This window comes from Noviherbaspirillum sp. ST9, assembly GCF_048799745.1.
Taxonomy (GTDB): domain Bacteria; phylum Pseudomonadota; class Gammaproteobacteria; order Burkholderiales; family Burkholderiaceae_D; genus Noviherbaspirillum.
Genome location: NZ_JBLWFR010000002.1, coordinates 275,688 through 297,077, shown reverse-complemented (window position 1 = coordinate 297,077; position 21,390 = coordinate 275,688). Strand labels below are relative to the sequence as shown.

At 60.6% G+C, this 21,390-nt stretch carries 14 protein-coding genes; 7 read left to right on the top strand and 7 right to left on the bottom strand.

The genetic code is table 11. The features are described 5' to 3' along the window. Positions 1-16: 16 nt before the first annotated feature. Genes ACNOHI_RS04695 through ACNOHI_RS04680 form a run of 4 tightly spaced genes read left to right on the top strand, consistent with a single transcriptional unit; the run spans position 17 to position 9,112 of the window. On the top strand, positions 17-646 hold the full coding sequence (locus ACNOHI_RS04695) for a MotA/TolQ/ExbB proton channel family protein (RefSeq protein WP_420473817.1): 630 nt from the start codon (positions 17-19) through the stop codon (positions 644-646). Then, positions 627-4,352: a pilus assembly protein gene (locus tag ACNOHI_RS04690; RefSeq protein WP_420473486.1), complete on the top strand. Its 3,726-nt coding sequence runs from the start codon at positions 627-629 to the stop codon at positions 4,350-4,352. The genes ACNOHI_RS04695 and ACNOHI_RS04690 overlap by 20 nt, the downstream gene beginning before the upstream one ends. 45 nt (positions 4,353-4,397) lie before the next feature. Beyond that, the gene (locus ACNOHI_RS04685) at positions 4,398-7,271 is read left to right on the top strand and encodes an ATP-binding protein (RefSeq protein ID WP_420473485.1); all 2,874 of its coding nucleotides are present in this window, start codon (positions 4,398-4,400) and stop codon (positions 7,269-7,271) included. A 14-nt stretch (positions 7,272-7,285) separates the two neighbouring features. Further along, the gene (locus ACNOHI_RS04680; RefSeq protein ID WP_420473484.1) at positions 7,286-9,112 is read left to right on the top strand and encodes an EAL domain-containing protein; all 1,827 of its coding nucleotides are present in this window, start codon (positions 7,286-7,288) and stop codon (positions 9,110-9,112) included. 69 nt (positions 9,113-9,181) lie between these two features. Here the strand turns inward: ACNOHI_RS04680 and ACNOHI_RS04675 are convergent, their stop codons facing one another. Beyond that, a complete protein-coding gene (locus tag ACNOHI_RS04675; RefSeq protein WP_420473483.1) occupies positions 9,182-9,529 on the bottom strand; it encodes an HPF/RaiA family ribosome-associated protein in 348 nt (115 codons plus the stop codon). Between the two features lie 281 nt (positions 9,530-9,810). Beyond that, positions 9,811-11,043: an alpha-hydroxy acid oxidase gene (locus ACNOHI_RS04670; RefSeq protein WP_420473482.1), complete on the bottom strand. Its 1,233-nt coding sequence runs from the start codon at positions 11,041-11,043 to the stop codon at positions 9,811-9,813. Between the two features lie 106 nt (positions 11,044-11,149). On the opposite strand from ACNOHI_RS04670, the gene ACNOHI_RS04665 reads away from it, so the two are divergent. After that, positions 11,150-12,049, top strand: a complete 900-nt coding sequence (locus tag ACNOHI_RS04665) for a LysR family transcriptional regulator (RefSeq protein WP_420473481.1) — start codon at positions 11,150-11,152, stop codon at positions 12,047-12,049. A 3-nt stretch (positions 12,050-12,052) separates the two neighbouring features. On the opposite strand, the gene ACNOHI_RS04660 is transcribed toward ACNOHI_RS04665, so the two are convergent. Then, a complete protein-coding gene (locus ACNOHI_RS04660; RefSeq protein ID WP_420473480.1) occupies positions 12,053-13,723 on the bottom strand; it encodes an acyl-CoA dehydrogenase family protein in 1,671 nt (556 codons plus the stop codon). A gap of 144 nt (positions 13,724-13,867) precedes the next feature. Between ACNOHI_RS04660 and ACNOHI_RS04655 the strand changes: the two genes are divergently transcribed. Both ACNOHI_RS04655 and ACNOHI_RS04650 read left to right on the top strand, forming a co-directional pair. Continuing rightward, a complete protein-coding gene (locus ACNOHI_RS04655; protein WP_420473479.1) occupies positions 13,868-14,497 on the top strand; it encodes a TetR/AcrR family transcriptional regulator in 630 nt (209 codons plus the stop codon). A gap of 45 nt (positions 14,498-14,542) precedes the next feature. Then, positions 14,543-15,835 (top strand): diguanylate cyclase domain-containing protein, encoded by a 1,293-nt coding sequence (locus ACNOHI_RS04650; RefSeq protein WP_420473478.1) that lies wholly within the window; start codon positions 14,543-14,545, stop codon positions 15,833-15,835. 9 nt (positions 15,836-15,844) lie between these two features. On the opposite strand, the gene ACNOHI_RS04645 is transcribed toward ACNOHI_RS04650, so the two are convergent. The 4 genes from ACNOHI_RS04645 to ACNOHI_RS04630 are packed head-to-tail and all read right to left on the bottom strand — an operon-like array spanning position 15,845 to position 21,388. Then, complete coding sequence (locus ACNOHI_RS04645; RefSeq protein ID WP_420473477.1) at positions 15,845-16,075, bottom strand: hypothetical protein; 231 nt, start codon at positions 16,073-16,075, stop codon at positions 15,845-15,847. 45 nt (positions 16,076-16,120) lie between these two features. Next, positions 16,121-17,494 carry an HlyD family efflux transporter periplasmic adaptor subunit gene (locus tag ACNOHI_RS04640; protein ID WP_420473476.1) on the bottom strand — a complete coding sequence of 458 codons (1,374 nt, stop codon included), beginning with the start codon at positions 17,492-17,494 and terminating at the stop codon, positions 16,121-16,123. Further along, positions 17,484-19,991: an FHA domain-containing protein gene (locus ACNOHI_RS04635; RefSeq protein WP_420473475.1), complete on the bottom strand. Its 2,508-nt coding sequence runs from the start codon at positions 19,989-19,991 to the stop codon at positions 17,484-17,486. The genes ACNOHI_RS04640 and ACNOHI_RS04635 overlap by 11 nt, the downstream gene beginning before the upstream one ends. Next, a complete protein-coding gene (locus tag ACNOHI_RS04630) occupies positions 19,988-21,388 on the bottom strand; it encodes an efflux transporter outer membrane subunit (protein WP_420473816.1) in 1,401 nt (466 codons plus the stop codon). Before ACNOHI_RS04630 ends, ACNOHI_RS04635 begins: the two co-directional genes overlap by 4 nt. Positions 21,389-21,390: the final 2 nt, after the last annotated feature.

Below are 21,390 nucleotides of genomic sequence, written 5' to 3'. Positions count from 1 at the left end.
ACACGGAGGGTTGCAGATGGACTACGAAAGGTTTCACCAGATAACTTTCTATGTCATGTACGGTGTCATCGCTATTGCCATCACCGTCATCGTCGAGCGCCTGATCTTCTACGCGGTCAACCTGCGCCACGCCGTTGAACTGGCTGCTGCCATGCATAGCGAAATTCGATGTCTTGCCGATTTGCCCCAGCCGCTGGTCAATAGAGACAGTATCGGTCCCCAGGCCGTACGGGAATTGCTGGATACCCGGCATCTTCTTGTCGATCCGCGCAATGTTGAAGATTTATCGGAAGCCATCTACATCGCCATGAAGGCGAGACTGGTAAGCCGTCTCTGGATACTGGATACCGTGGTGACTGCCGCACCGCTGCTCGGTCTGCTGGGAACGATCTTCGGCATCATCGACACCTTCGCTGTCCTGGCACAGTCCGGAATTTCCGATCCTGCAGCAGTGAGCAAGGGGATCGGAACGGCATTATTCGCAACTGCGTTAGGCATCGGCATCGCCGTATTCGGGCTGGTCTTTTTCAACCTGTTCAACGAGAAAGTCGCACGCATCGACGATTACCTGAAAATTCTTCTGTTGCGTGCCGTAGCCGGGAGCAACCGGGAGCAAAGAAAGCGGGTTGAAATCGATCATGAGTAAGGCAATGAAACGTCTCATGATTGCGACGCTGGCGTCTCTTCTTTTCAATTACGCCCTTGCCGCAAAGATTCCGCTCCACGATGCGCCAGTAGCGGCAGACACGCACATTCCTGCCAATGTCCTGTTTGCCATCTCCAGTGAATTTAGCATCGGCGAGTCCTTCGCTTACCGGAACGCGGCTGACCCCCTGGAATTCATTGACTCGAAAGGGGTTACCCGATACAAGCAATGTCCGGGAATCAGGACGTTCAAACGCCCCCGGATCGGCGACTCAATGAACGAATCCCTCTGCTACTTCAAGGAAGTAACTTATCCGGGCTATTTCGATCCGTACAAATGCTATGACTACGACGCCGATCTTCTCTCCAGAACCGCGGACAAGTCGAGAGGGGCTTTCGTACCAAGGGAATATGCCAATCGTTTCCACGAGTGTAGCAGACGGTGGAGTGGCAATTACCTGAATTGGGCGACTACCCAGGTTGCCGACGGCATTCGTATTGCACTGACCGGCGGTAATCGCTCCGTTGACACGGCCTCCACCACCATTCTGGAAAAGGCCAGGCATACCGGGCGTGTCCCGACCGGTCTTCATCTAAGACGCGTTGGAGGAAGCAGTTTTACACAAAAGGAGGCGACCGTTACTCCTGTGGACCGGAGCACGGTGACGCCTTATCCGAGCAACGCTAACGCACCGCTCTATCTTCGCGTAAGCGATCAACATATCCAGATACGCGATGGCGTGCAAATACAGGTCAGTGACGATATTAATTTTCTGACTGCGGAAACCTTTAATGTTCGCGTTAAAGTATGCGATCACAAGATAGGCCTGGAGAAGAATTGCAGGAAATTCGGTCAAGTGTACAAGCCCGCCGGATTGATTCATGACTACAGCCAGGCAATGCGCTTCGGCGCGACGTCGTATCTTTCGAATGTTGACCTTTCGCGCGCCGGCGGCGTACTGCGCGCCCGACTGAAAGATGTTGGCCCCATGCGATACGTCGGCGGCAGGGTTCTCGCCGACAATCCAAATGCGGAGTGGTCATCCGTTGATGGCATATTTCTTACCAATCCCGATCCCGTCGATGCCATGCAAAGCGCCGTCCCGAATAGCGGGGTTGTCAATTTCCTGAACAAGTTTGGCAGGACCGACGGCTACAAGAACTTTGACCCGGTCGGCGAACTGTACTACGAGAGCCTGCGCTATCTGCGGGGCCTCTCTCCCACTCCCGAATACATCCGTGACATTTACAGGAACATGAAAGACGGGTTTCCGGTCATTTCCGACTGGGATGACCCTATCCAGCATTCCTGCCAAAAGAACTTCATTGTTACCTTATCCGACCCGGCAACATGGTGCGACACACTTGTTCCGGGAAATACGCTTGTCGACACCTGCTCCGGCCATGAGGGCGTGCCCAGCGTGCCGGATCCTGCGATTGATGCCACTGCGCTGACAGATAAAGTGGCAGCCTTCGAGGGCTTGGGAAAGATTGGCCGAACGCATCCGAGGATATCGCATTGGAATTCGTTCTATGTCGCCGGGCTGGCGTACTGGGCAAACACGCAGGACATTCGACCGGACGACGCGGCATGGCCCCCCACCATCGGCAAGCAAACGGCGCAGTCGTTTTTTGTCACCGTTATCGAGAGCCGTCCCACTGCCACCAATAACCAGTTGTGGATGGCGGCAAAGTATGGCGGTCCCGAGGGTCTCGATATAGAGGCCGATCCACAGCGCAAGGAGAGTCCCGACGCGCGTGAGCGCTTTCCCGCCAACTATTTTGCGGTCCGGAGCACGAGGGAGATCAGCAGCGCGCTAAGCAGCATATTTTCGTCTATTGCCGCATCGTCACGCATAAGCGCAAGCACCGGGGTGGCAGTTGAATATCAACATAACGCTGACGCCGTTGGCAAAGTCAGTGTCTATCTGACCTCCTTCACATCCGCCCAATGGAGCGGCGACGTTTTGGGAGGCGATCTGGTCATGGACAAGGCGCCATCGATGTCAGCCAGTTTCAAAAGATCGTGGAGCGCTGCAGCCCTGCTTGACCAGCTCGCAGCAGGCGATGGCTGGAGAAGCAAGAGAAAAATCATCACGATGAGCGCGGGCCGCGGCGTACCTTTTGCGCAAGACAAGCTTTCAGCATCCCTGCAGCGCGCTCTGGGAACAAGCAGCACGGCACAGACCGACATGGTGGAATACATCCGGGGAAATCAAGGCAAAGAAACGAAATCGTTTCGGGAACGCGTCCATATCCTGGGCGATATGGTCCACTCCGGTGCGGTGGTGGTGGCAGGAAAAGGGGCTTCGTATAGTGAATCGGCTCACCCGGGTTACGCCGCTTTCAAGGCCCACGCGCGCAAGAAGATGATTTATGTCGGCGCCAACGACGGAATGCTGCATGCATTCAATGGCGAAACCGACTTGGCCAGGGACGCAGAGGGCGGGCAGGAGGCATGGGCTTATATCCCCAGCTTCGTGATCGCCGGACCGAGCGGCAGGCCTTCTGTGGATGGCCTGGCCGCACTCGCTTCACGAACAAAGCCGTATCTGCATCGCTACTACGTAGATGCTCCCTTGGACGTCCGCGATGTCGATTTTTCCGACACCAAGGGTGCGAATGGAAAGTCACCTGATTGGCGTACCCTCCTAGTGGGCGGACTGGGCAAAGGGGGAAAAGGCTTCTATGCCCTTGATGTGACCGACGGCGCGGCGGTGGCGAGCGAGGCGGCGGCGGCGGAGAAAGTTCTCTGGGAATTTACTGACAAGGACATGGGTTTCAGCTACGGTCGCCCGGTCATCGTACACACGGCCAAAGACGGATGGGTTGTACTTCTCACCTCGGGTTACGACAACGGACAGGGAAATGGGAGCCGCGAAGGATTCCTCTATGTCCTTAATGCACGCACCGGCAAACTGATCCAGAAAATCGGCACATCCGCGCGCAGCGATGGTCTCGCGCAGGGGGCAGCATATGTAGAGAATGCAGGGGACTTCTCGGCCAGCCACCTCTATGCGGGCGACCTTCTGGGCAATGTGTGGCGTTTCGACTTGTCGGTCAAAACAGGAAAGTACCCGCCCCCAGTGAAGATCGCCGTTCTGACCGATTCCGCCGGAAAACCGCAACCCGTAACCGCGGCACCACACATCGCCATTTCGGCAAATCAGCAGAGCCGCTGGATACTGATCGGAACCGGAAGGGACCTCGGAGCGACCGATTCCTGGAATCCGCAGCAGCAGACCATGTATGCGATTCGAGACGGAGGCAGGCAGATGCCCTCAACAGTCCGGCATCCGCTGACACGGGCTGACTTTGCCCCCGTGATGGAAGGCGGACAGCACCACGGGAGCACCGACAAAGGCTGGTTGATCGACTTGCAAAGGGGCGGTTCGGAAAATGGTGGCGAGCAAATCACGCAGGCGGTACTGGAAAACAGCGGTATTGTCAGCTTCATCGCCAAATCCGCGAGCAACGATCCCTGTCGTCCGCTTGGCATCGGCAATGCGTATGCGGTTGCACTCGATACGGGATTTACCGTGCTCAAGGATGACAAGGGCAAGCCCAAGCGTGCCTTCCCGGGAGACGCATTCGTTGGCTCGATGTTCGTGCGTCTGGATTCAGGACTTGCGATCGTTCTTGCGGACATCAACGGCAAGTTCGTGACGGCGTATCGAGAATCGCACGCCTCGGGAAAAAGAAAATAAGGTCAGTCTTCCATGCTATTTTCCAGACAGCCGCGACGTCCCCATATGATCCGGATCCTGCCCTGCGCGCTCGTATGCGTCTTGCTGATTTGTGTGAGCTTGAATGTGCACGCGGCAGAGGACGAGCTGCGTGATCTAATCAGGATTGCCGATTACGGTCCGGATGTCGCCGCAAAGGATGCAAAGAGCGCTGCTGACCAGGCGAACAAGAATGGAGACCTCGAAGGAGAATTGAGGGCATTACGCATTCTGGTTATAGCGCATTCGCACGTCGACAGGGGTATCAGCAACCAGATTTCCAATCGCATCATTGCCATTTATCGCGAGCATGGTGCGCTTCAGGCAATGTGCGAGTTGCTCAGCAAGAGAGCCAAGGATCTCTCTATGTTCCAATTCAAGGATGCGAACCTGATGTACCGCGAAGCAATCGTTTTCGCCCAGAGGCATCAGTTAAGTTCGTGTCTGCCGATGATTTATCTCGACATGGGAAAGGGATATGTTTCAAGGGACGAGAAATCCGAGGCAATGGCAATCCTGGAAAAAGCCTACGCGCTCTTCCAGGAGCAGCAAGACAATGCCGGCATGTCACAGGCCTTGGGCCAAATTGCCGAAGTCTTCGGCGGCCCCGAAGCCAACGAGGAAGACCAGGAAAAAGCGGAGAGCTATTTCAGGCAGGCGCTTGAACTCATCGATCCGGCTGTGTACCGGCATACCGCAAGCCTTCACCATGTCGGGCTGGGGCTGAGCTTTTTTCATCGCCGGAAGTATGACGAGGCCAGGCATTACCTCGAAAGAGCGATGGCCAGTTCATATGAAATGGGCGCGGGAAACTATAAAGTAATTATCAAATTTCATCTTGCGCGCGTCGCTAAAGAGGACAAGCGATTCGAAGAAGCGCTGACTCTTCTTCGGCAATCCTTGCCCGGCCTTGCGCAGATCGCCGACCGGTATTACCTGGTGGGTGGTTTTCTCACGCGCGCCGAAGCGCTTGCCGAACTCGGCCGCACAGATGAAATCCTGGAATCCTTGCTTGACGCAAAAGTTGCCTTGCCGCGAAACGGCTATTACAACAGCGCCAAGATTTACGCCGATTACTACGCCCGCGCCGCCAGGCTTTACGCAAGGCTGGGCGACTACCAAAAAGCCTATCAGGAAATGGAGTCGCAGCTGGAGTCGAGCCAGCGCCTGGTGGAGACGGCCAATACGAAGCTGGCTGACGAACTCAAGACACGCTTCGATGTGAGGTTGAAGGAAGCAGAGAATGCGCGACTGCGCGCGGAACAACAGCAGACCGATACGGTGCGTATCACCCTGGCGCTTGCCTTTGCGTTCTCCCTGTTATTGCTGGGCAGTGTCGTCATGCACTTACGGCGTCGTGCGGAAGCGGCAAAAATCGATGCGACGCATCACCTCGCACTGGCGAATGCCGAGGCCCAGCGCGCGAAAGCGTCGGAAGCGGCGAGCCAGGCGAAAAGCGCATTCCTGGCAAATATGAGCCACGAATTGCGCTCGCCATTGAACAGCATATTGGGATTCACACGCTTGATCCTCCGCGACAAACGGTTGGCGGCGGAACTGGCCGATGACTTGCGCGTGGTGCACAAGAGCGGCGAGCATTTGTATTCGCTGATCAACCAGGTCCTTGACCTGTCCAAGATCGAAGCGGGACGCGCGACGCTCGTCGAAAGGAATTTTGACCTCCATGGATTGCTCGATGAACTGGAGGACATGTTCGCGGCGGCCGCCTGGCAAAAGGGCCTGGATCTGAACGTCGAATACGACGCAGGCATTCCGCAATTCATACGCGCAGACGAGGTCAAGCTGCGCCAGGTTCTCATCAACCTGCTCAGCAACGCATTAAAGTTCACCTCGAATGGCGGCGTGGTGCTGAAAGTGCGCATGGAGGCATGTTCGGACCGAGAACCTGTTCAAACGCAGGACGCAGGCGAGGCAGAGCCGTCCTGCTCATTGAATTTTTCTGTTGCCGATACCGGGATTGGTATTTCGCCGGAAGAACTGAGTCGCCTGGGCGAAGCCTTCGTTCAAGCAAAGGCGGGACAACTGGCCAAGGAAGGAACCGGCCTCGGCTTGGCATTGAGCCGTAGCTTCGTGCAACTGATGGGCGGCGCGCTGACCATATCGAGCGAACCGGAACGAGGCTGCACCGTCGCGTTTCTCATTCCCGTTCGTCCAGTGGCACGCGATGATATCGACGCTAACGCTACGCCGCCCGGCCGGCGCGTGACAGGCCTGGCGCCCGGACAGCCGCAGTATCGCATTCTTGCAGTGGACGACAGGGAGGACGGCCGCCTGCTGCTCTTCAAGCAGCTTACGCCGCTGGGGTTTGAAGTGCGCGGTGCGTGCAATGGCGAAGAGGCTATCGCGATCTGGGAAGAATGGCAGCCTCATCTGATCTGGATGGATATGCGCATGCCAGTCATGGACGGCCGCGAAGCAACCAGACGGATCAAGGCGACTGAACAAGGACAGAAGACGATCGTGATCGCGCTGACGGCGAGCAGTTTCGAGGAGGAGCGCGAACAGATCCTCGCGATTGGCTGCGACGATTTCGTGCGCAAGCCGTTTCGGGAGAATGCACTGTTCGAGTTGATGGAAGAGCATTTGAAGGTGCGCTTTGAGTATGCCCAGGATGCCGTGCCAATCCCTGCGACCCGGCTGGATGCTGCCTCATTGGCACGCCTCCCGGCGCAGTTGCGCACCGAACTTGCGCAAGCGCTGCTAAAACTGGATGCGGGCGCGATCAACACGATTATCGAGACGATTCGTTCCGGCATCGACACGGATCTGGCGCAGGCGTTGGATGCTGCCGCCGATCAGTTTGACTATAAATCGATCCTGAAAGTGCTTAGCGAAATCGATGATGAAGGCCCAAGGCCGCAGAGTCCCGCGCAGGAATAGTCCAGGGAGTCCAAATGACTGATTGTCCGAGCACGGCAAATGCACCAGGCGCACCGGAAAGAATCCTGATCGTCGATGACTCGCCGGCGAACCTGCGCCTGCTCATGAACATGCTTGGCGAGCATGGATATCTTGTTCATCCGGCTACCAACGGTGAGCTCGCGCTGCAATTTGTCCAGACCACCCTTCCCGACCTGATCCTGCTCGATGTTTTCATGCCAGGCATGGATGGGTACGAACTGTGCAGGCGATTGAAGGCAGATGCGCGCACGCGCGATATCCCGGTGATTTTTCTCAGCTCGGCAGACCAGGAGCTGAACAAGCTCAAGGCCTTTTCAAGCGGCGGCGTCGACTACGTCGTGCGTCCCCTGCAGGTGGAAGAAGTCCTGGCGCGGATCAGGACCCACCTGTCGCTGCGCAACTTGCAGAAAAGGCTGGAAGACCTGGTCGAGGCGCGCACTGCCGAGCTGATCGCCGCCAATCAGCGCCTGCAGGAAGAAAACGCGGAGCGAAAGCGGGCTGAGTTCCGCATTCGCCACATGGCGCATTACGATGCATTGACCGACTTGCCGAACCGCGTGTTGCTGCAAGATCGCATCCAGAAGGCGGTCGACTATGCGAATCGAAACAAGACGCAGATTGCCGTCCTTTTCGTCGACCTCGATTATTTCAAGAATATCAACGATTCGCTGGGCCACATGGTGGGTGACAGCTTGTTGCAGCTGGTCGCGCAGCGTCTGCAGCAATGCTTGCGCAAGAATGACGACGTCGGACGCCTGGGGGGCGATGAATTCGTGTTGTGCCTGTCGCTGATGAATGGCAGGAGCGATGCGGCGCTGGTTGCACAAAAAGTTCTCGATGCCCTGGATAAACCCTTTACTCTCCACACCACGGAAATGCATGTCGGGGCCAGCATCGGTATCGGAGTGTATCCCGATGACGGCACCAATGTAGAAGCCTTGATGCGCGCCGCCGACATGGCGATGTACCGCGCAAAGGAGGCCGGCCGGAGCAATTACCAGTTCTTCACGCCATCCTTGAGCAGGTCCGTGGAGCAGCGCCTGGAACAGGAAAATCGCTTGCACCACGCTTTTGCGCGCGGCGAATTCGCACTCTACTACCAGCCGCAGGTCGACATGAAAACCGGCAGGATCTATTCAGCCGAGGCCTTGTTGCGTTGGCGACAGCCGGACCGCGAGCCGATCCCCTGCAGTTCATTCATCGCCATCGCGGAAGAGACAGGCCTCATCGTGCCGCTTGGTACATGGGTGCTGCGCGAAGCCTGCAAGCAGTTGCGCATCTGGCACAACGCCGGCCATCCCGGATTTCGCATGGCGGTCAACCTTTCGCCTCGCCAGCTTTCGCAATCCAATTTTCTCTCCACGGTCGAAAGCATCCTCACCGAAACCGAGGTGCCGGCCAGCGCGCTGGCACTGGAGATCACCGAAAATCTCCTGCTGCCACGCAGCGAAGAAAACATGATGGCGCTCAAGCACTTGAGCGCCATGGGAATACAACTGTCGATCGACGATTTTGGGACGGGGTATTCAAGCCTGGCCTATCTCCAGCGCTTTCCGGTCCACACATTGAAGATCGACCAGACCTTCGTGCGTGGCATCGGGGAGAATCCGAACGACATGGCGCTGGTCACTGCCATCATCGCGATGGCGCAAAGCCTGCATTTGCACGTGGTGGCCGAGGGAGTGGAAAAACAGGAGCAGGTTGATTTTTTCCTGGCGCGTGGCTGCCTCGCGGCACAGGGCTTCTACTACAGCAAGCCGGTGCCGGCGGAGGACTTCCTTGAATTACTGCAGAAGGCAAACGGTATCCCGCAGGCCTGACTGATCTTGCTCGTCGGTCCGACCAGGGCCTGCTTGATATTCCGTTTCAATACACGTTGCGCGCGGGGATTATTCCACTTCCGGCATTTCGTGCGCCTTCACGTCACCGCGCTGAACCTGCAGGTGCTCCTTCAGCTTGCGGGCAGCTGCATCGAATGCGTCGCGCACGGCGACGTACACGTCTTCATTGGGATGGACACGGTTGAGCACGATTTCTGCGCCGGGAATGGTCAGGTCGATGCGCACTTCATACTCGTGCCCCTGGTGCTTGTGCTTGCCGCTGGTTTCCACCGTCACGTCGCAACGGTTGATACGGTCGGAGATCTGGCTCAGTTTTTCCGCGCGCTTGCGGATTTCGGCTTCGACGGCTTCGGAAGCGGGAATGTTGTGGAACTTGATATTCAGGGAGTTGACCATGATTGATTCTGAAAATGGATTGATCGATCGCGCACTGCTCAGACCGGCATTCCACAGGATGCCTTGGATCAATATGTGCGTAGGGACAGGGTATGCACCCTGTCCGCACATTTCCTTGATCGTAGTCAACAAAACAAGGATGGGATGCGATCCGCTCAGGTTCCTTCGAACTTGATTCCCTGCTTGATCACCAGATTCTTCATCTTTTCCAGCTCGGTCAGTGCGGCGATTGCCCCGAACAGGGTGTGTTTTCGCATGATGTCCCTCCTTGTGGTTTGCATTCACTCGCGGCGGATGAGGAAGCCGCTATCCAGTTCTTCAAGCCGGTTGATGCCCAGCATCGCCATGTTCCTGTCCACCTCATCCCGCAATAGCCGGATGGCGCGCTGCACCCCTTGCGGACCCGCCGCTGCCGCGGCGTACATGAAAGGCCGCCCGAGGAAGACCGCCCGCGCCCCTAGCGCCAGCGCCTTGAGCACATCCGTGCCGCGCCGGATCCCGCCGTCTAGCATGACCGGATAGTCCCCGACGGTCTCCAGCACGCGCGGCAGTACGCGCAAGGCGGATACGGCGCCGTCGAGCTGACGGCCACCGTGATTCGACACGATGATGCCGTCCGCACCCAAATCACGCGCCTTCCTGGCGTCTTCCGGGTGCAGAATGCCCTTGAGGACCATTGGTCCCTGCCATAGCTTCCGGATACGGGCGATGTGGGCCCAGTTGAGGTGCTCGCGCCCGGTCGTATCCCGGATCGCGGTGCGCGACACGATGGGCGCGCCGCGCGTGGCAAAGGAATTTTCAAAGTGCGGCATGCCCGAGGCGAGAAGCGTGCGCGCCAGCGTACCGAACAGCCATCGAGGGCGGACAAGCCCGTCCCACGCGAGCCTGAGGCTGGGACGCAGCGGTGTTGAAAACCCGGCGCGTATGTTGTTCTCGCGATTGGCCCAGACAGGAATATCGACGGTCAGGACCAGCGTCTCGAATCCGGCACTGCGTACCCGGTAGATCAGCCCGTCGATGCGCGACTCGTCGGCCGGCAGGTAGGCCTGGAACCAGGTTCCGGGTGCCGTCTCGGCGACTTCCTCCATCGGGATCAGCGACGTGCCGCTCATGATTGCCGGGATGTTGGCTTGCTGCCCTGCTTCGGCGAGTACGATGTCGCCGCGGTAGGCCGACAACGCGCTGATGCCGACCGGGGCGATGCCGAAGGGTGAGGCGTAGGTTTTCCCGAACAGGGAGACGGATTGCGAACGGCGCGACACGTCAACGAGCACGCGCGTCAGGAAGCGGTACTCGTCGAAAGCGGAGCGGTTGTCCTCGCGGGAGCGGTTGTCTTCCGCCGCGCCGGAGATATAGCCGAACAGGGGGCGCGGAAGATGCCGCCTCGCGGCGTCCTCGAAATCGTCGAGAGACAGTATCCGCGCCAGACGCCGCGGCAGGGACGGTTCCGGTGCGTAGGCCGCGCGCGGCGTGGTCGCCTTCCATGTTCCTGCTTCATGCGCCGCCCTTTCCATGTTCTTCCTCCGTGCCGTTGACGGAGACTACTTTAGCCGCGTAGCTTGGTTCAAAAAAGCGAATTTATATTAATATGTTTATTCGCTTTTCCGACACTATTTCGCCATGACGCTCAAACAGCTCGAAGCCTTCTACTGGGCCGCCACCTGCGCCAGCTTCGCGATGGCAGCCGAGCGCCTGCACGTGACCACGTCCTCCCTGTCCAAACGCCTCGTGGAACTGGAGGAATCGCTTGGCGTGGCCCTGTTCGACCGATCCGGACACAAGGCAGCCCTGACTGACGCCGGCGAGCGTCTGCTGCCAAGGGCGAGCCAGATGCTCCTTGCTGCGGAGGAGACGCGCAAATCCGTGGCGGCCGACGCACGCGTTGCCGGCCGCTGCCTGTTCGGCGTCGGCGAATTCAGCGCCCTCACGTGGCTGCCGCAACTCGCCTCCCGCGTCAGCCATCGCTTCCCGGACCTGCGGCTCGAACCGCATGTCGATATCGGGCGCGTGCTGGACGAGCGGTTGCGCAACGGGGAGCTGGATTGCGCGGTGATCGCCGGACGCTCGCCACATCCGTCCATTGCTTCGCACACCGTAGGCAAGGCGCATTTCGTCTGGGCGGCATCGCCCGCGCTCGCGGGAAAGTCGACGAAACTGACGGAAAAAATGTTGCGCGACCATCCCCTCGTCACGCTGCCCCAGGGCGCCGGCACGAGCCGCGTCCTCGACGAATGGCTGCTGGCGACCGACATCGATCCGGCATACCGCCTGAGCTGCAATAGTTGGGGCGCGATCGCGGGATTGCTGATCGAAGGAACGGGAGTGGGCTTCCTGCCGGAGAGCTGGGCGCGCTCGCTCGCGCGGCGCGGCGAGTTGCGGGTACTGCAGGGCATGCCGGCCCTGTCGCCGCTGGCCTACACCTTCCAGAAACGGCGCAATGACGAACGGCCGCTGCTGGCCGAGATGCTGGGAGCCGTGCGCGCGACCATCGATTTCGCGCGACCGCCCCGGCTGCTCTGAATTTCAGGCGTTGACGGCCGCCCGCTTGATGATGGCCGCGCAATCCACGCCGCGAGGCAGGTTCCCGTAGACGAGGCCGCTGGCCGCACCCGAGAGGCGAGACAGGCAGAAACCGTCGGCCACCGCCTGGTCGCCGTGCCTGACGAGCAAGGCCCCCTGCAAGGCCAGCGCCATGCGTTCGACGATGGCGCGGGCGCGGTACTCGACGTCGGCGCGGTCGGCAAACTCCTTCGCGAGCAAGGCGACGTACTGGTCGAGATGGCGATTTCCTCCGGCGGCCAGTTGCAACTCCGCCATGTATGTCTCGAGTGATCCCGGGTCCTTCTGCATGGCACGCAGCATGTCCAGGCATTGCACGTTGCCGCTGCCTTCCCAGATCGAATTGACCGGCGATTCGCGGAACAGTCGCGGCATGATGCTGTCTTCCATGACCCCGCTGCCGCCGATACATTCCATCGCCTCATACGCATGACCGGGCGTGCGCTTGCAGATCCAGTACTTGCCGACGGCGGTGCCCATGCGCACCAGGAGCTTCTCCGATTCGTTCTCACTGTCCAGCGCGCGCGCGATACGCATCGTCATCGCCAGCGCGGCCTCGCTTTCGAGCGCAAGATCGGCCAGCACGTTCTGCATCAGCGGCTGTTCCGACAGCAGCCTGCCGAAAGCCGCACGCTGCGCGCAGTGATGCGTGGCCTGCACGACCGCCTGGCGCATGCCGGCCGCCGAGCCGATCATGCAGTCGAAACGGGTCATCGACACCATCTTCAGGATGGTCGCGACTCCGCGCCCTTCCCCGCCGATCATGACGGCCCATGCACCGCGCAGTTCGGTCTCGGACGACGCATTGGCCACATTGCCCATCTTGTTCTTCAGGCGCTGGATCTGCAGCGGATTCTTGCTGCCGTCGGGACGCCAGCGCGGCAACAGGAAGCACGACAGCCCGCCGGGCGCCTGCGCCAGCACGAGGAAGGCATCGCACATCGGCGCCGACACGAAGTACTTGTGGCCGACCAGTTCGTACGGCTGGCCGGGACCGCCGCTGCCGAGCGGGATCGCGCGCGTCGTGTTCGCGCGGACGTCGGAGCCGCCCTGCTTCTCCGTCATCGCCATGCCGATGGTGACACCTTCCTTCTGGCTGTCGGGCACGTTGCGCGGATCGTAATGACGGGCGAGGATTTTCGGTTCCCATTGCGCGGCAATGTCGGGCTGCAGGCGCAACGCCGGGATCGCCGCCGAGGTCATGGTAATGGGACAGCAGTGCGCCGCCTCGACCTGGCTTTGCATGTAGAACTTTGCAGCGCGTGCGACCTGCACCCCCTCGCGCGGATCGGTCCAGTGCGAGGCGTGCAGCCCGTGCTCGATCGACACCTGCATCAACCGGTGGTAAGCCGGATGGAATCGCACTTCGTCCACGCGGCGACCGTAGCGGTCATGCGTGTAGAGTACCGGCTTGTTCTCGTTGGCCTGGAATCCCAGCTCGATCAGCTCGCGCGAACCGGCCAGCGCGCCGAAGGCGTGCAGCCCGTCCTCCGCCCACGACGCACCTTCCCGGGCCACGGCTTCCCGGAGGGCGCGGTCCTCGCGGTACAGGTTGTAGTCTTCCAGCGGGCGCGGCTGGTTTTCGACGATATGCGTCTCGGCGAAGTACTGGTTGGCGCGCGCAATTTCCGGCATGTCTCTCTCCCGCCCACAAGGTGTGAATTAATGTTCATTTATTGTCATCCAGTTCATCATGCGTTGTCTCGCCTGTCAAGTGTTTGCTTGTCGGCAATCTCCTTGCTCGGTTACACTGCCCCGAATAACGACAAGAGATGACGCATGGTTTACCGGCCAACCGAGAAGACTGCCGCCCGCAAAGCAGCGATGCGGCAGCGCATACTGGATGCTTCCCTCCTGCTGGTATGCACCGGCGGCTTCGGAGCACTCACCATCAACGCCGTCGCCCGCGAGGCCGGCATCGCCACCGGTGCCGTCTACAAGCACTTTGAATCGAAGGCGCAGTTGTGCGCGGAAATTTTCCGGGGCGCGACGGAAAAGGAACTCGCCGTCGTCCGGCAAAACGCCTGGGCAGAAGGCGCGCCGGCGAAACGCCTGCTCGACGCGATCGAGGCATTTTCCGCACGCGCGCTGCGCGGCCGGCGGCTGGCCTATGCCCTGATCGCCGAGCCCGTCGATACGCTAGTGGACGCCGAACGCCTGCGCTACCGCCGCGCCTATGCCGAAATTTTCGAAAAGCTGGTCGAGGACGGCATCCGCAGCGGCGACTTTCCGCCGCAGTCGCCCGCGGTCTCGGCCGCGGCCCTGGTCGGCGTCATTTCCGAGGCGCTGGTGGGTCCCCTTGCCTGGACGGCCGATGCGGAACCGGCCATCGAGCAAACCGGCCTTATCCAGTCCATCCAGGCTTTCTGCCTGCGCGCCGTGGCCATGCAGGAAGCCCACAGCCCTTGATTTTGATTGCCGACGAGGAACTATGAATCGGGTTATGCTGTCCACATGAACGTGAAACCGCCTGCCACGCTGCCCAACATCGTCGACCTGCTGCTCGATGCTGTCTTCCTTGTGGATACAGGCGGACGCATTGTCTACGTCAGCGCGGCCTGCGAAGGCATCTTCGGCTACACCCCGGACGAAATGATCGGCATGGAGATGATCAATCTCGTCGTTCCCGAAGACCGCGCAAGAACGATCGAGGAATCCGGCCAGGTCTCCGCCGGCCGCCCCCGGATCGGTTTCGAGAACCGCTACATCCGCAAGGATGGCAGCCAGGTCCACCTCATGTGGTCAGCCCGATGGTCGGAAGCCGACCAGCTCCGGATCGGGGTTGCGCGCAACATTACGGAACGCAAGCGCGCCGAAGACATGCAGACAGCGACCTATGCGATTTCCGAGGCAGCGCACGGCGCGAACGATTTCGTCGACATGTTCCGGGAAATCCACCGCATCATTACCCGGCTGGTTCCGACTGCGGGCTTCGCGGTGGCGCTGCGCGACGGCTCGGCCGCCGAGTTCTCCCAACCCTACGAAACCGACGTATCCGGCGATCCCAATGTTCGCCGCCTGTTCATCGACGTCATCCGGACGAGGCGCACCGTTGTCCACGAGACGGAAAGACAGGCCGACGGCCGCATGGAGTCCTGGATCGGCCTTCCACTCGTATTGCCCGCCGGTGTCTCCGGCGCGCTGATCCTGAAAAGCCATCCCGGCACGCGTTACGCCGACAAGGACCGGGAACTGCTGCAGTTTGTTTCCACCCAGGTCGCCATCGCGGTGGAGCGCCGGCGCCTGAACGACGAGCTCAGGCGTGCCGCACGCTACGACGAGCTCACCGGCCTTCCCAACAGGCGCCTGTTCCAGGACAGAATGAAGTCGGCTCTTGCCCGCACACGGCGCCATGGCGGGCGGATTGCCCTGCTCTATGTCGACATCGACGACTTCAAGCAGATCAACGACTCCCTCGGCCACACTGCCGGCGACCAATTGCTCGGTGAAGTGGCGCACCGTCTGCAACAGTGCGTGCGCGAAGAGGATACGGTCGCCCGCCTCGGCGGCGATGAATTCGTCGTCCTGCTGGAGGAAATCAGTACGCCGGACGATGCGCAGCTTGTCTCGACGAAGATCACGGCAACGATCAACCAGCCCGTTCACCTCGACGGGAGCCTGCTCTGCGTGCACCCCAGCATCGGCATCGCGGTGTATCCCGACGACGGGGAAACCGCCGAGCAGCTGCTCAAGCACGCGGATATGAGGATGTATGAAATGAAGAAGGCCAGGTCACCAGGCGCCTGAGCCGGACAATTACTCAGCGGAAAATTCCGCTGCCGCCTTCGCCGTCCACAACGCCTTGTTGTAGCTCTCGAAGGCCGTATCGTAGGAATCGGTTTCACCGTCCGGGCCGACGAAATGCGTCCACCAGCCGTCCTCTTCCTCGACAAGCGCGATGTCACCTTCCCTGCAGCAGTCAGCGAGGATATCGTCCGGCTCCAGCGTGACGATGCGGAAGCCGCGGTGATTGATGACTTTTGCCATGGAGAACTCCTGTCGGCGGCCGATGCGAATAGTTATTCTAGGCCATCATCCGCCGATTTGCCGGAAGGGATCCAGGGCCATGTCGATGATGCGGCGCTCCCTCACCACGATCTCGGCAGTTGCCGTCATGCCGTAGCGTAGCGGATAGCGGGTTTCCCCCACCATGTAGTGGTCGGTGTCGAGTGCGACCCTGCCCTCATACACAGGCTGCTTGGTCTGAGGCGACATCTTGGTCGCCGGCGAAATGTGGTCGAGCGCGCCCGTGACGACGCCGTAGCGCTGATAGGGAAAGGCATTGAATTTCAGCTTCACCGCCAGTCCCTCCTTCAGGAAGGCGCGGTCATGCTCGGCGATCTCGATGCGCAGGATCGGCCGTGCATCCTTGGGCGCAATGCCGCCGATCGGCGTGTTGGCTTGCACCTTGTCGCCGGGTTGGGTGGTAGTCACATCGGTAATGACGCCGTCCACCGGCGCCACGATGAGCAGGAAATTGTCCTTGTCGATATTTTCGAAGCGGATGCGCGCGGCAGCGTCCGCCACCAGGCGCGCGGTCTGCACCTGCAGCCGCAGCTTTTCCTCGGCATTGGCGATTTCCTTCGTCGCCGCTTCGTATTGCAGCTGCAGCTTGGTGAACTCCTGTCCGCTGGATTCCAGCTGGGCCCGCGCCTGCGTGAATTCCTGGCTCTGGCGCGCGGTCAGTTCGCTGACCCTCGACTGGGCGACGCGCAAGGCATTCTCGGCCGCCTGCAAGGCGTTGCGCTTGCTCTCCACCTGCAATTGCGACACGCCACCACCGCCCGTCATGGAGAACAGGCGTGCATACTTCTCCGACTCCAGTTTTGCGGCATCGCGCGCGCGGCGGGCTTCCTCGACATTCGTCCGCGCTTCCGCGAGCTGCGCACGCTGGCTTTCGGCCAGCCTGCTCGTACCTTCCGCCGCACGCTTCGAATGCTGGTGTTCTTCCAGCTCCATGGACTGCTTGAGCGCGGCCACCTTGCGCTCCATCAGCGCCCTGCGCTCCGGAAATTGCTTCCACTCGCGCTCGGCGTCCTCCAGCTTGAGCTGGGCTTCCAGTGCATTCTTCGCCGCCTCGATCGCGCCTCGGGCATTCAGCCGCGCGAGCGTATCTCCCTTGGACACTGGCTGCCCCTCTGCGATGTACAGGTTGGCCAGCTCGCCATCGATCGGCGTGTAGAACCGCCTCACTTCGGACTCCGGCTGTAGCGAACCCTGCGCACTGACGATCACGTCGGCGGTACCGATAAACGACCACAACAGCGCGGCGACGATCAGCGCAAACACGGTCACCACCGCCGCCTGCGTGAATCGCCAGGGTTCAGCGGTGAGGACGGAAATGCCTTCGGCGCTATGGTCTTCCAGCGCCTCGGTCAGCGGACGCAAGCGGGCTTCATTGCTCATTGCCGGATCCTCCCAGCAGGGCGAGTTTTTCCTTCAACAGGGCGGGTTCCAGCACCATGCGCAAGTCCTGCACAGCTTTGCGCTGCTGTTCGGCTTCCGTGGTGATGTCGTCGCGCAGCTTGTTCCACTGCGACGGGTACTCCGCCCTCAGCTGGCGTGCGATCAGCAATCCCTGCTGCACGCCCTGCCGCGCTTCGGTCAACAGCTTCGCCTGCGTGCGGAACTGGTTCGAGACGCTGGTTTCGAGGCGCAGCGCGCCCTCGATGGGGCCGTTGTCCTGGTACTGCCGCCACCGGGTGGCGGCACGGTTCATCAGCTCCTGCGCACGCGCCAGCGCCTTGTCGCGGTTGCGGTTGACGTCGGGTTCCATCGCGCGGATGTAATAGACGTCGTCGTCCGGATCGAGCCCACCGTAGAACGTCAGCAGGCGTTCGTCATAATCCCGGCTCCCGCGCATCTTCTGCAAGGCGGCATACTGCTCGACAATCGTCTTGCGGCGCTGGATCTGGCCGGCAATCGATTTGGCCCACGGCCCGGCGTCGAGCTTTTCAAGGGCGGCAAAGGAGGCATCCGGCTTTCCTTCGCGCCACGCCTTGTTCGCGGCCTGATATTGCGCAAGCAGGTTCGCCGGCGGCATCTGCCCCCCGGTGCTCATCCCCTTAAATCGGGCCTGGAACGGCGGGGTCGCAAAGCGTGCCTTTTCGACACTGGACGACAGGCGCGCAAGGTCATGTTCGCGCGCCGCGTTATCGATCACCGTATAGAGCTGCAAATCCTGGCGTACGGTGTCCAGTCCGCCAATGCGCGGGTATTTCGCCGCATAGTCTTTCAGGATGGGCTCGAGCGCGGCGGGATTATCCCGCTTCAGCTCATCCGCGATCGCTGTCTTCAAGCGTTCAATGGCGGCAAGGAAAACCGCCTCATCGCTCTGCAGTTTGCGCAGGTGGCTCAGTGCTTCCGCATAGACAACCTCGAACGCCGGCACCATGGCAGTGATCGTCGCGAATGCACGCTGGTGCTTCTGGGTGCCGTCTTCCCATTGCCGCAACAGCGTGCGAATCCTGTCCTCGTCCTGGTACATGCGGATCGCCGCCTCGGGGCCGCCCCTGCCCATCACGAAGCGCTCCAGTCCGCCTATCCATTCCAGCTCGACGAGCAGCGGGTTCGCATGATCGTTGTGCCGTGCCGCCTCCTTCATGCCCGACAGCACGGTGGCGGCACGATCAAAGTTACGCAACTTGATCGCCGCCACCCATTCCGGCAGCCGCGCCTTGAGCAAAGCCTCCGTGCCAAGGGCCTTGATTTCGGCGTTTCCGGGATTGCGCGCGAGATGGCGTGTCGCCACGTCCGCCGCCTGCGCAAACTCGCCGTCCGCAATCAAGTCCTTCATCTCGCGTTCCGGCGCACTTGTCAGGCGAAGCACAACGACGGTGGCAACCAGCAGCGCGAAGACCGCCGCAGCGATGCGCATCGCTTTCTTCGACATCGCACGTTCGCCGCCGGCAAAGGCGCCTGCGAGTTCCGAGACGAAAATGGAAGCCTTTCCCCGCGGCTTGCGCTTCGCATTGTCGCTGGCCGCTTCCTCCTGCTTCGCCGCATCGTCGTTGACCTCGTCTTCCTGCTGCGGCGCGTGGTCGACGCAGAAGATGTCGAGGAAGGAATCCGGCGCGGCGACAAAGGTCGTCTTGTCGGGATTGCCGGTGGTGGGCATCACGCTCTGCACCATGGTGCTCAGCTTGGTGACCGTCGGATCGACCTCATGCTCTTCCTGGTGCAGGCTGACCTTGTACACGAAATGGTGGCCGCCGAAGGCCAGCGTGTCGCCGTCATTGAGCGGCACCGCATGCTCGTCGAGGCGTTTGCCGCCGACAAAAGTCCCGTTCGTACTGCCAAGGTCCTCGACGAAAGCCTGACCGCCTTTCAAGAAGATATGTGCGTGGCGGCGCGACAGGTAGTTAACCTGGTGCGGGAAGTCATCCTTGTAGCGCGCGAACGCGTCGTCCGCCTTGCTGATCAGGAAGGGAAAACTGCTGATGACGATCGGCTGCAGCCCGAGGTCTCCCCTGTCGGGATTGAGCACGACGGCGACCAGGCGCGACGCCATGAGGGCGCGCTCTTTCGGCTTGCCCAGCCGCACCGAGTAAGTCAGTCTTCCGCCGAAACAGATCTCGTCGCCATCATCCAGCTTCGTGATCTTTTGCTGCACGTCGACACCGTTGACCTTGGTGCCATTCTTGCTGTCGAGGTCGGCGATGTAGACTGCGCCGTTCTCGGAAAAAATACGCGCATGCCGGCGCGACAGGTCGGCGACGATGTTGGGTGGATAGTCGGAAAAAGGCGGCTCCGTCCGGCCGATGGCGAACAGGTTTTCGTCAATGCGGATTTCGCCGGTCTCTGGATGCGACACCGGCTTGAGGACGATATCGAAGGCCATGTCGACCGTCTGCATCCGCACGGTCGCGGCATTGTCATGCGCCACGTTGCGTTTCACGTTCATTGGCTCGCATTCCCCACTGCCACCGCCGGCCATCCGCCGCCGAGCGCCTTGTACAGCGTCACTGTGTCAGACAGGATCTGCTGGTGGTTGGCGAGCAACGCCAGCTCCGCTTGCAGCAGGGAGCGCTCGGTTTCGAACACTTCCAGTTGCGACACGACGCCTTCCTTCAACTGCGCCTCGATCTGGGCGCCCACCGTGCGCAGGTTTTCCACCTGCTGCTGAAGTTCCGTGCGCTGCTTCTTGTGCGCGTCGAGGTTCACCAGCGCATTCTCGACCTCCTCGAAGGCGGTGACCACGGTCTTGCGGTATTGCTCCTCCGCCACCTTGGTCTGCGCCTCGCTCGTCTTCACGCGCGCTTTCACGCTAGGATCGAGGATCGGAATGTTGATGCTTGGCAGCAGGCCGAAGGTGAACGATTTCAACAAGTCAGTCAGCGCAAAGCTGGAAGAACCGCCGCGCCCCGTCAGGCTGATCGATGGCAGCTGCGCCAGTTTTGCCGCTCCAACAAGATCATAGGCCTGCAGAACCCGGTATTCCGCCGCCACGATGTCCGGCCGGCGCTTGAGCAGATCGGCCGGCAGGCCGGATGGGACACTGGGGGGATTGACCTTGTCGCGCAAACTTCCCGGCGGCACCTTGAAATCTCCCGCGGGAACGCCCAGCAACGTGGCCAGCGCATTGCCTGCGAGGTTGCGGGCGCGTTGCAGTTCCAGCAAGTCGTTGGTCAGCCGGTTGATCTCGGCGCGTTGCTGCAACACGCGCGTATTGGGGAGCAGCCCGTTCTTGTGCATCGCTTCGTAAATGCCGAGGATCTGCTTGCCCTTGTCCAGCGACTTCTGCTGCTGCGCCATCTGCTCATCCAGCTGCAAAATCTGGAAGTAGGTCGTCGACACCGAGGAGGCCAGGGTCAGGTAGCCTGCGCGCCAATCCGCCTCGGACGCCTCGAATCCCGCACGCTGGGCCTGCACGCCCTTCTCCACCTTGCCCCAGATATCGACATCCCAGTTGACCTGGGTGCCGAGGTTGAAGGTCTTGGCGAAGGGCTGGCCGGTACTTTTCTCGAAACTGGCGCCGGCGGCAGCGCTGAGGGATGGCATCGCTCCGGCACGGGCCTCGCCAACCTCGGCATTCGCGACCTGGACGCGTGCGGCAAGAATCTTCACGTCGAAGTTGCCGGCGACGGCCCGGTCCACCAGGCTGTCGAGATACGGATCCTTGAATTCGCGCCACCAGTCCGGCGCGATCGTCTCGGCGGCGGACACCGGCTGTCCCTGCTGGGACCAGGACGCCTTCACGGGCGCGGCAGGCGTCTGGTATGGCGCCATGCTGACGTCGGCGCAACCGCCGAGCGCAGTAACGCACAAGCCGCCGGCCAGTGTTCGCCGCAGGCCGGTCATCC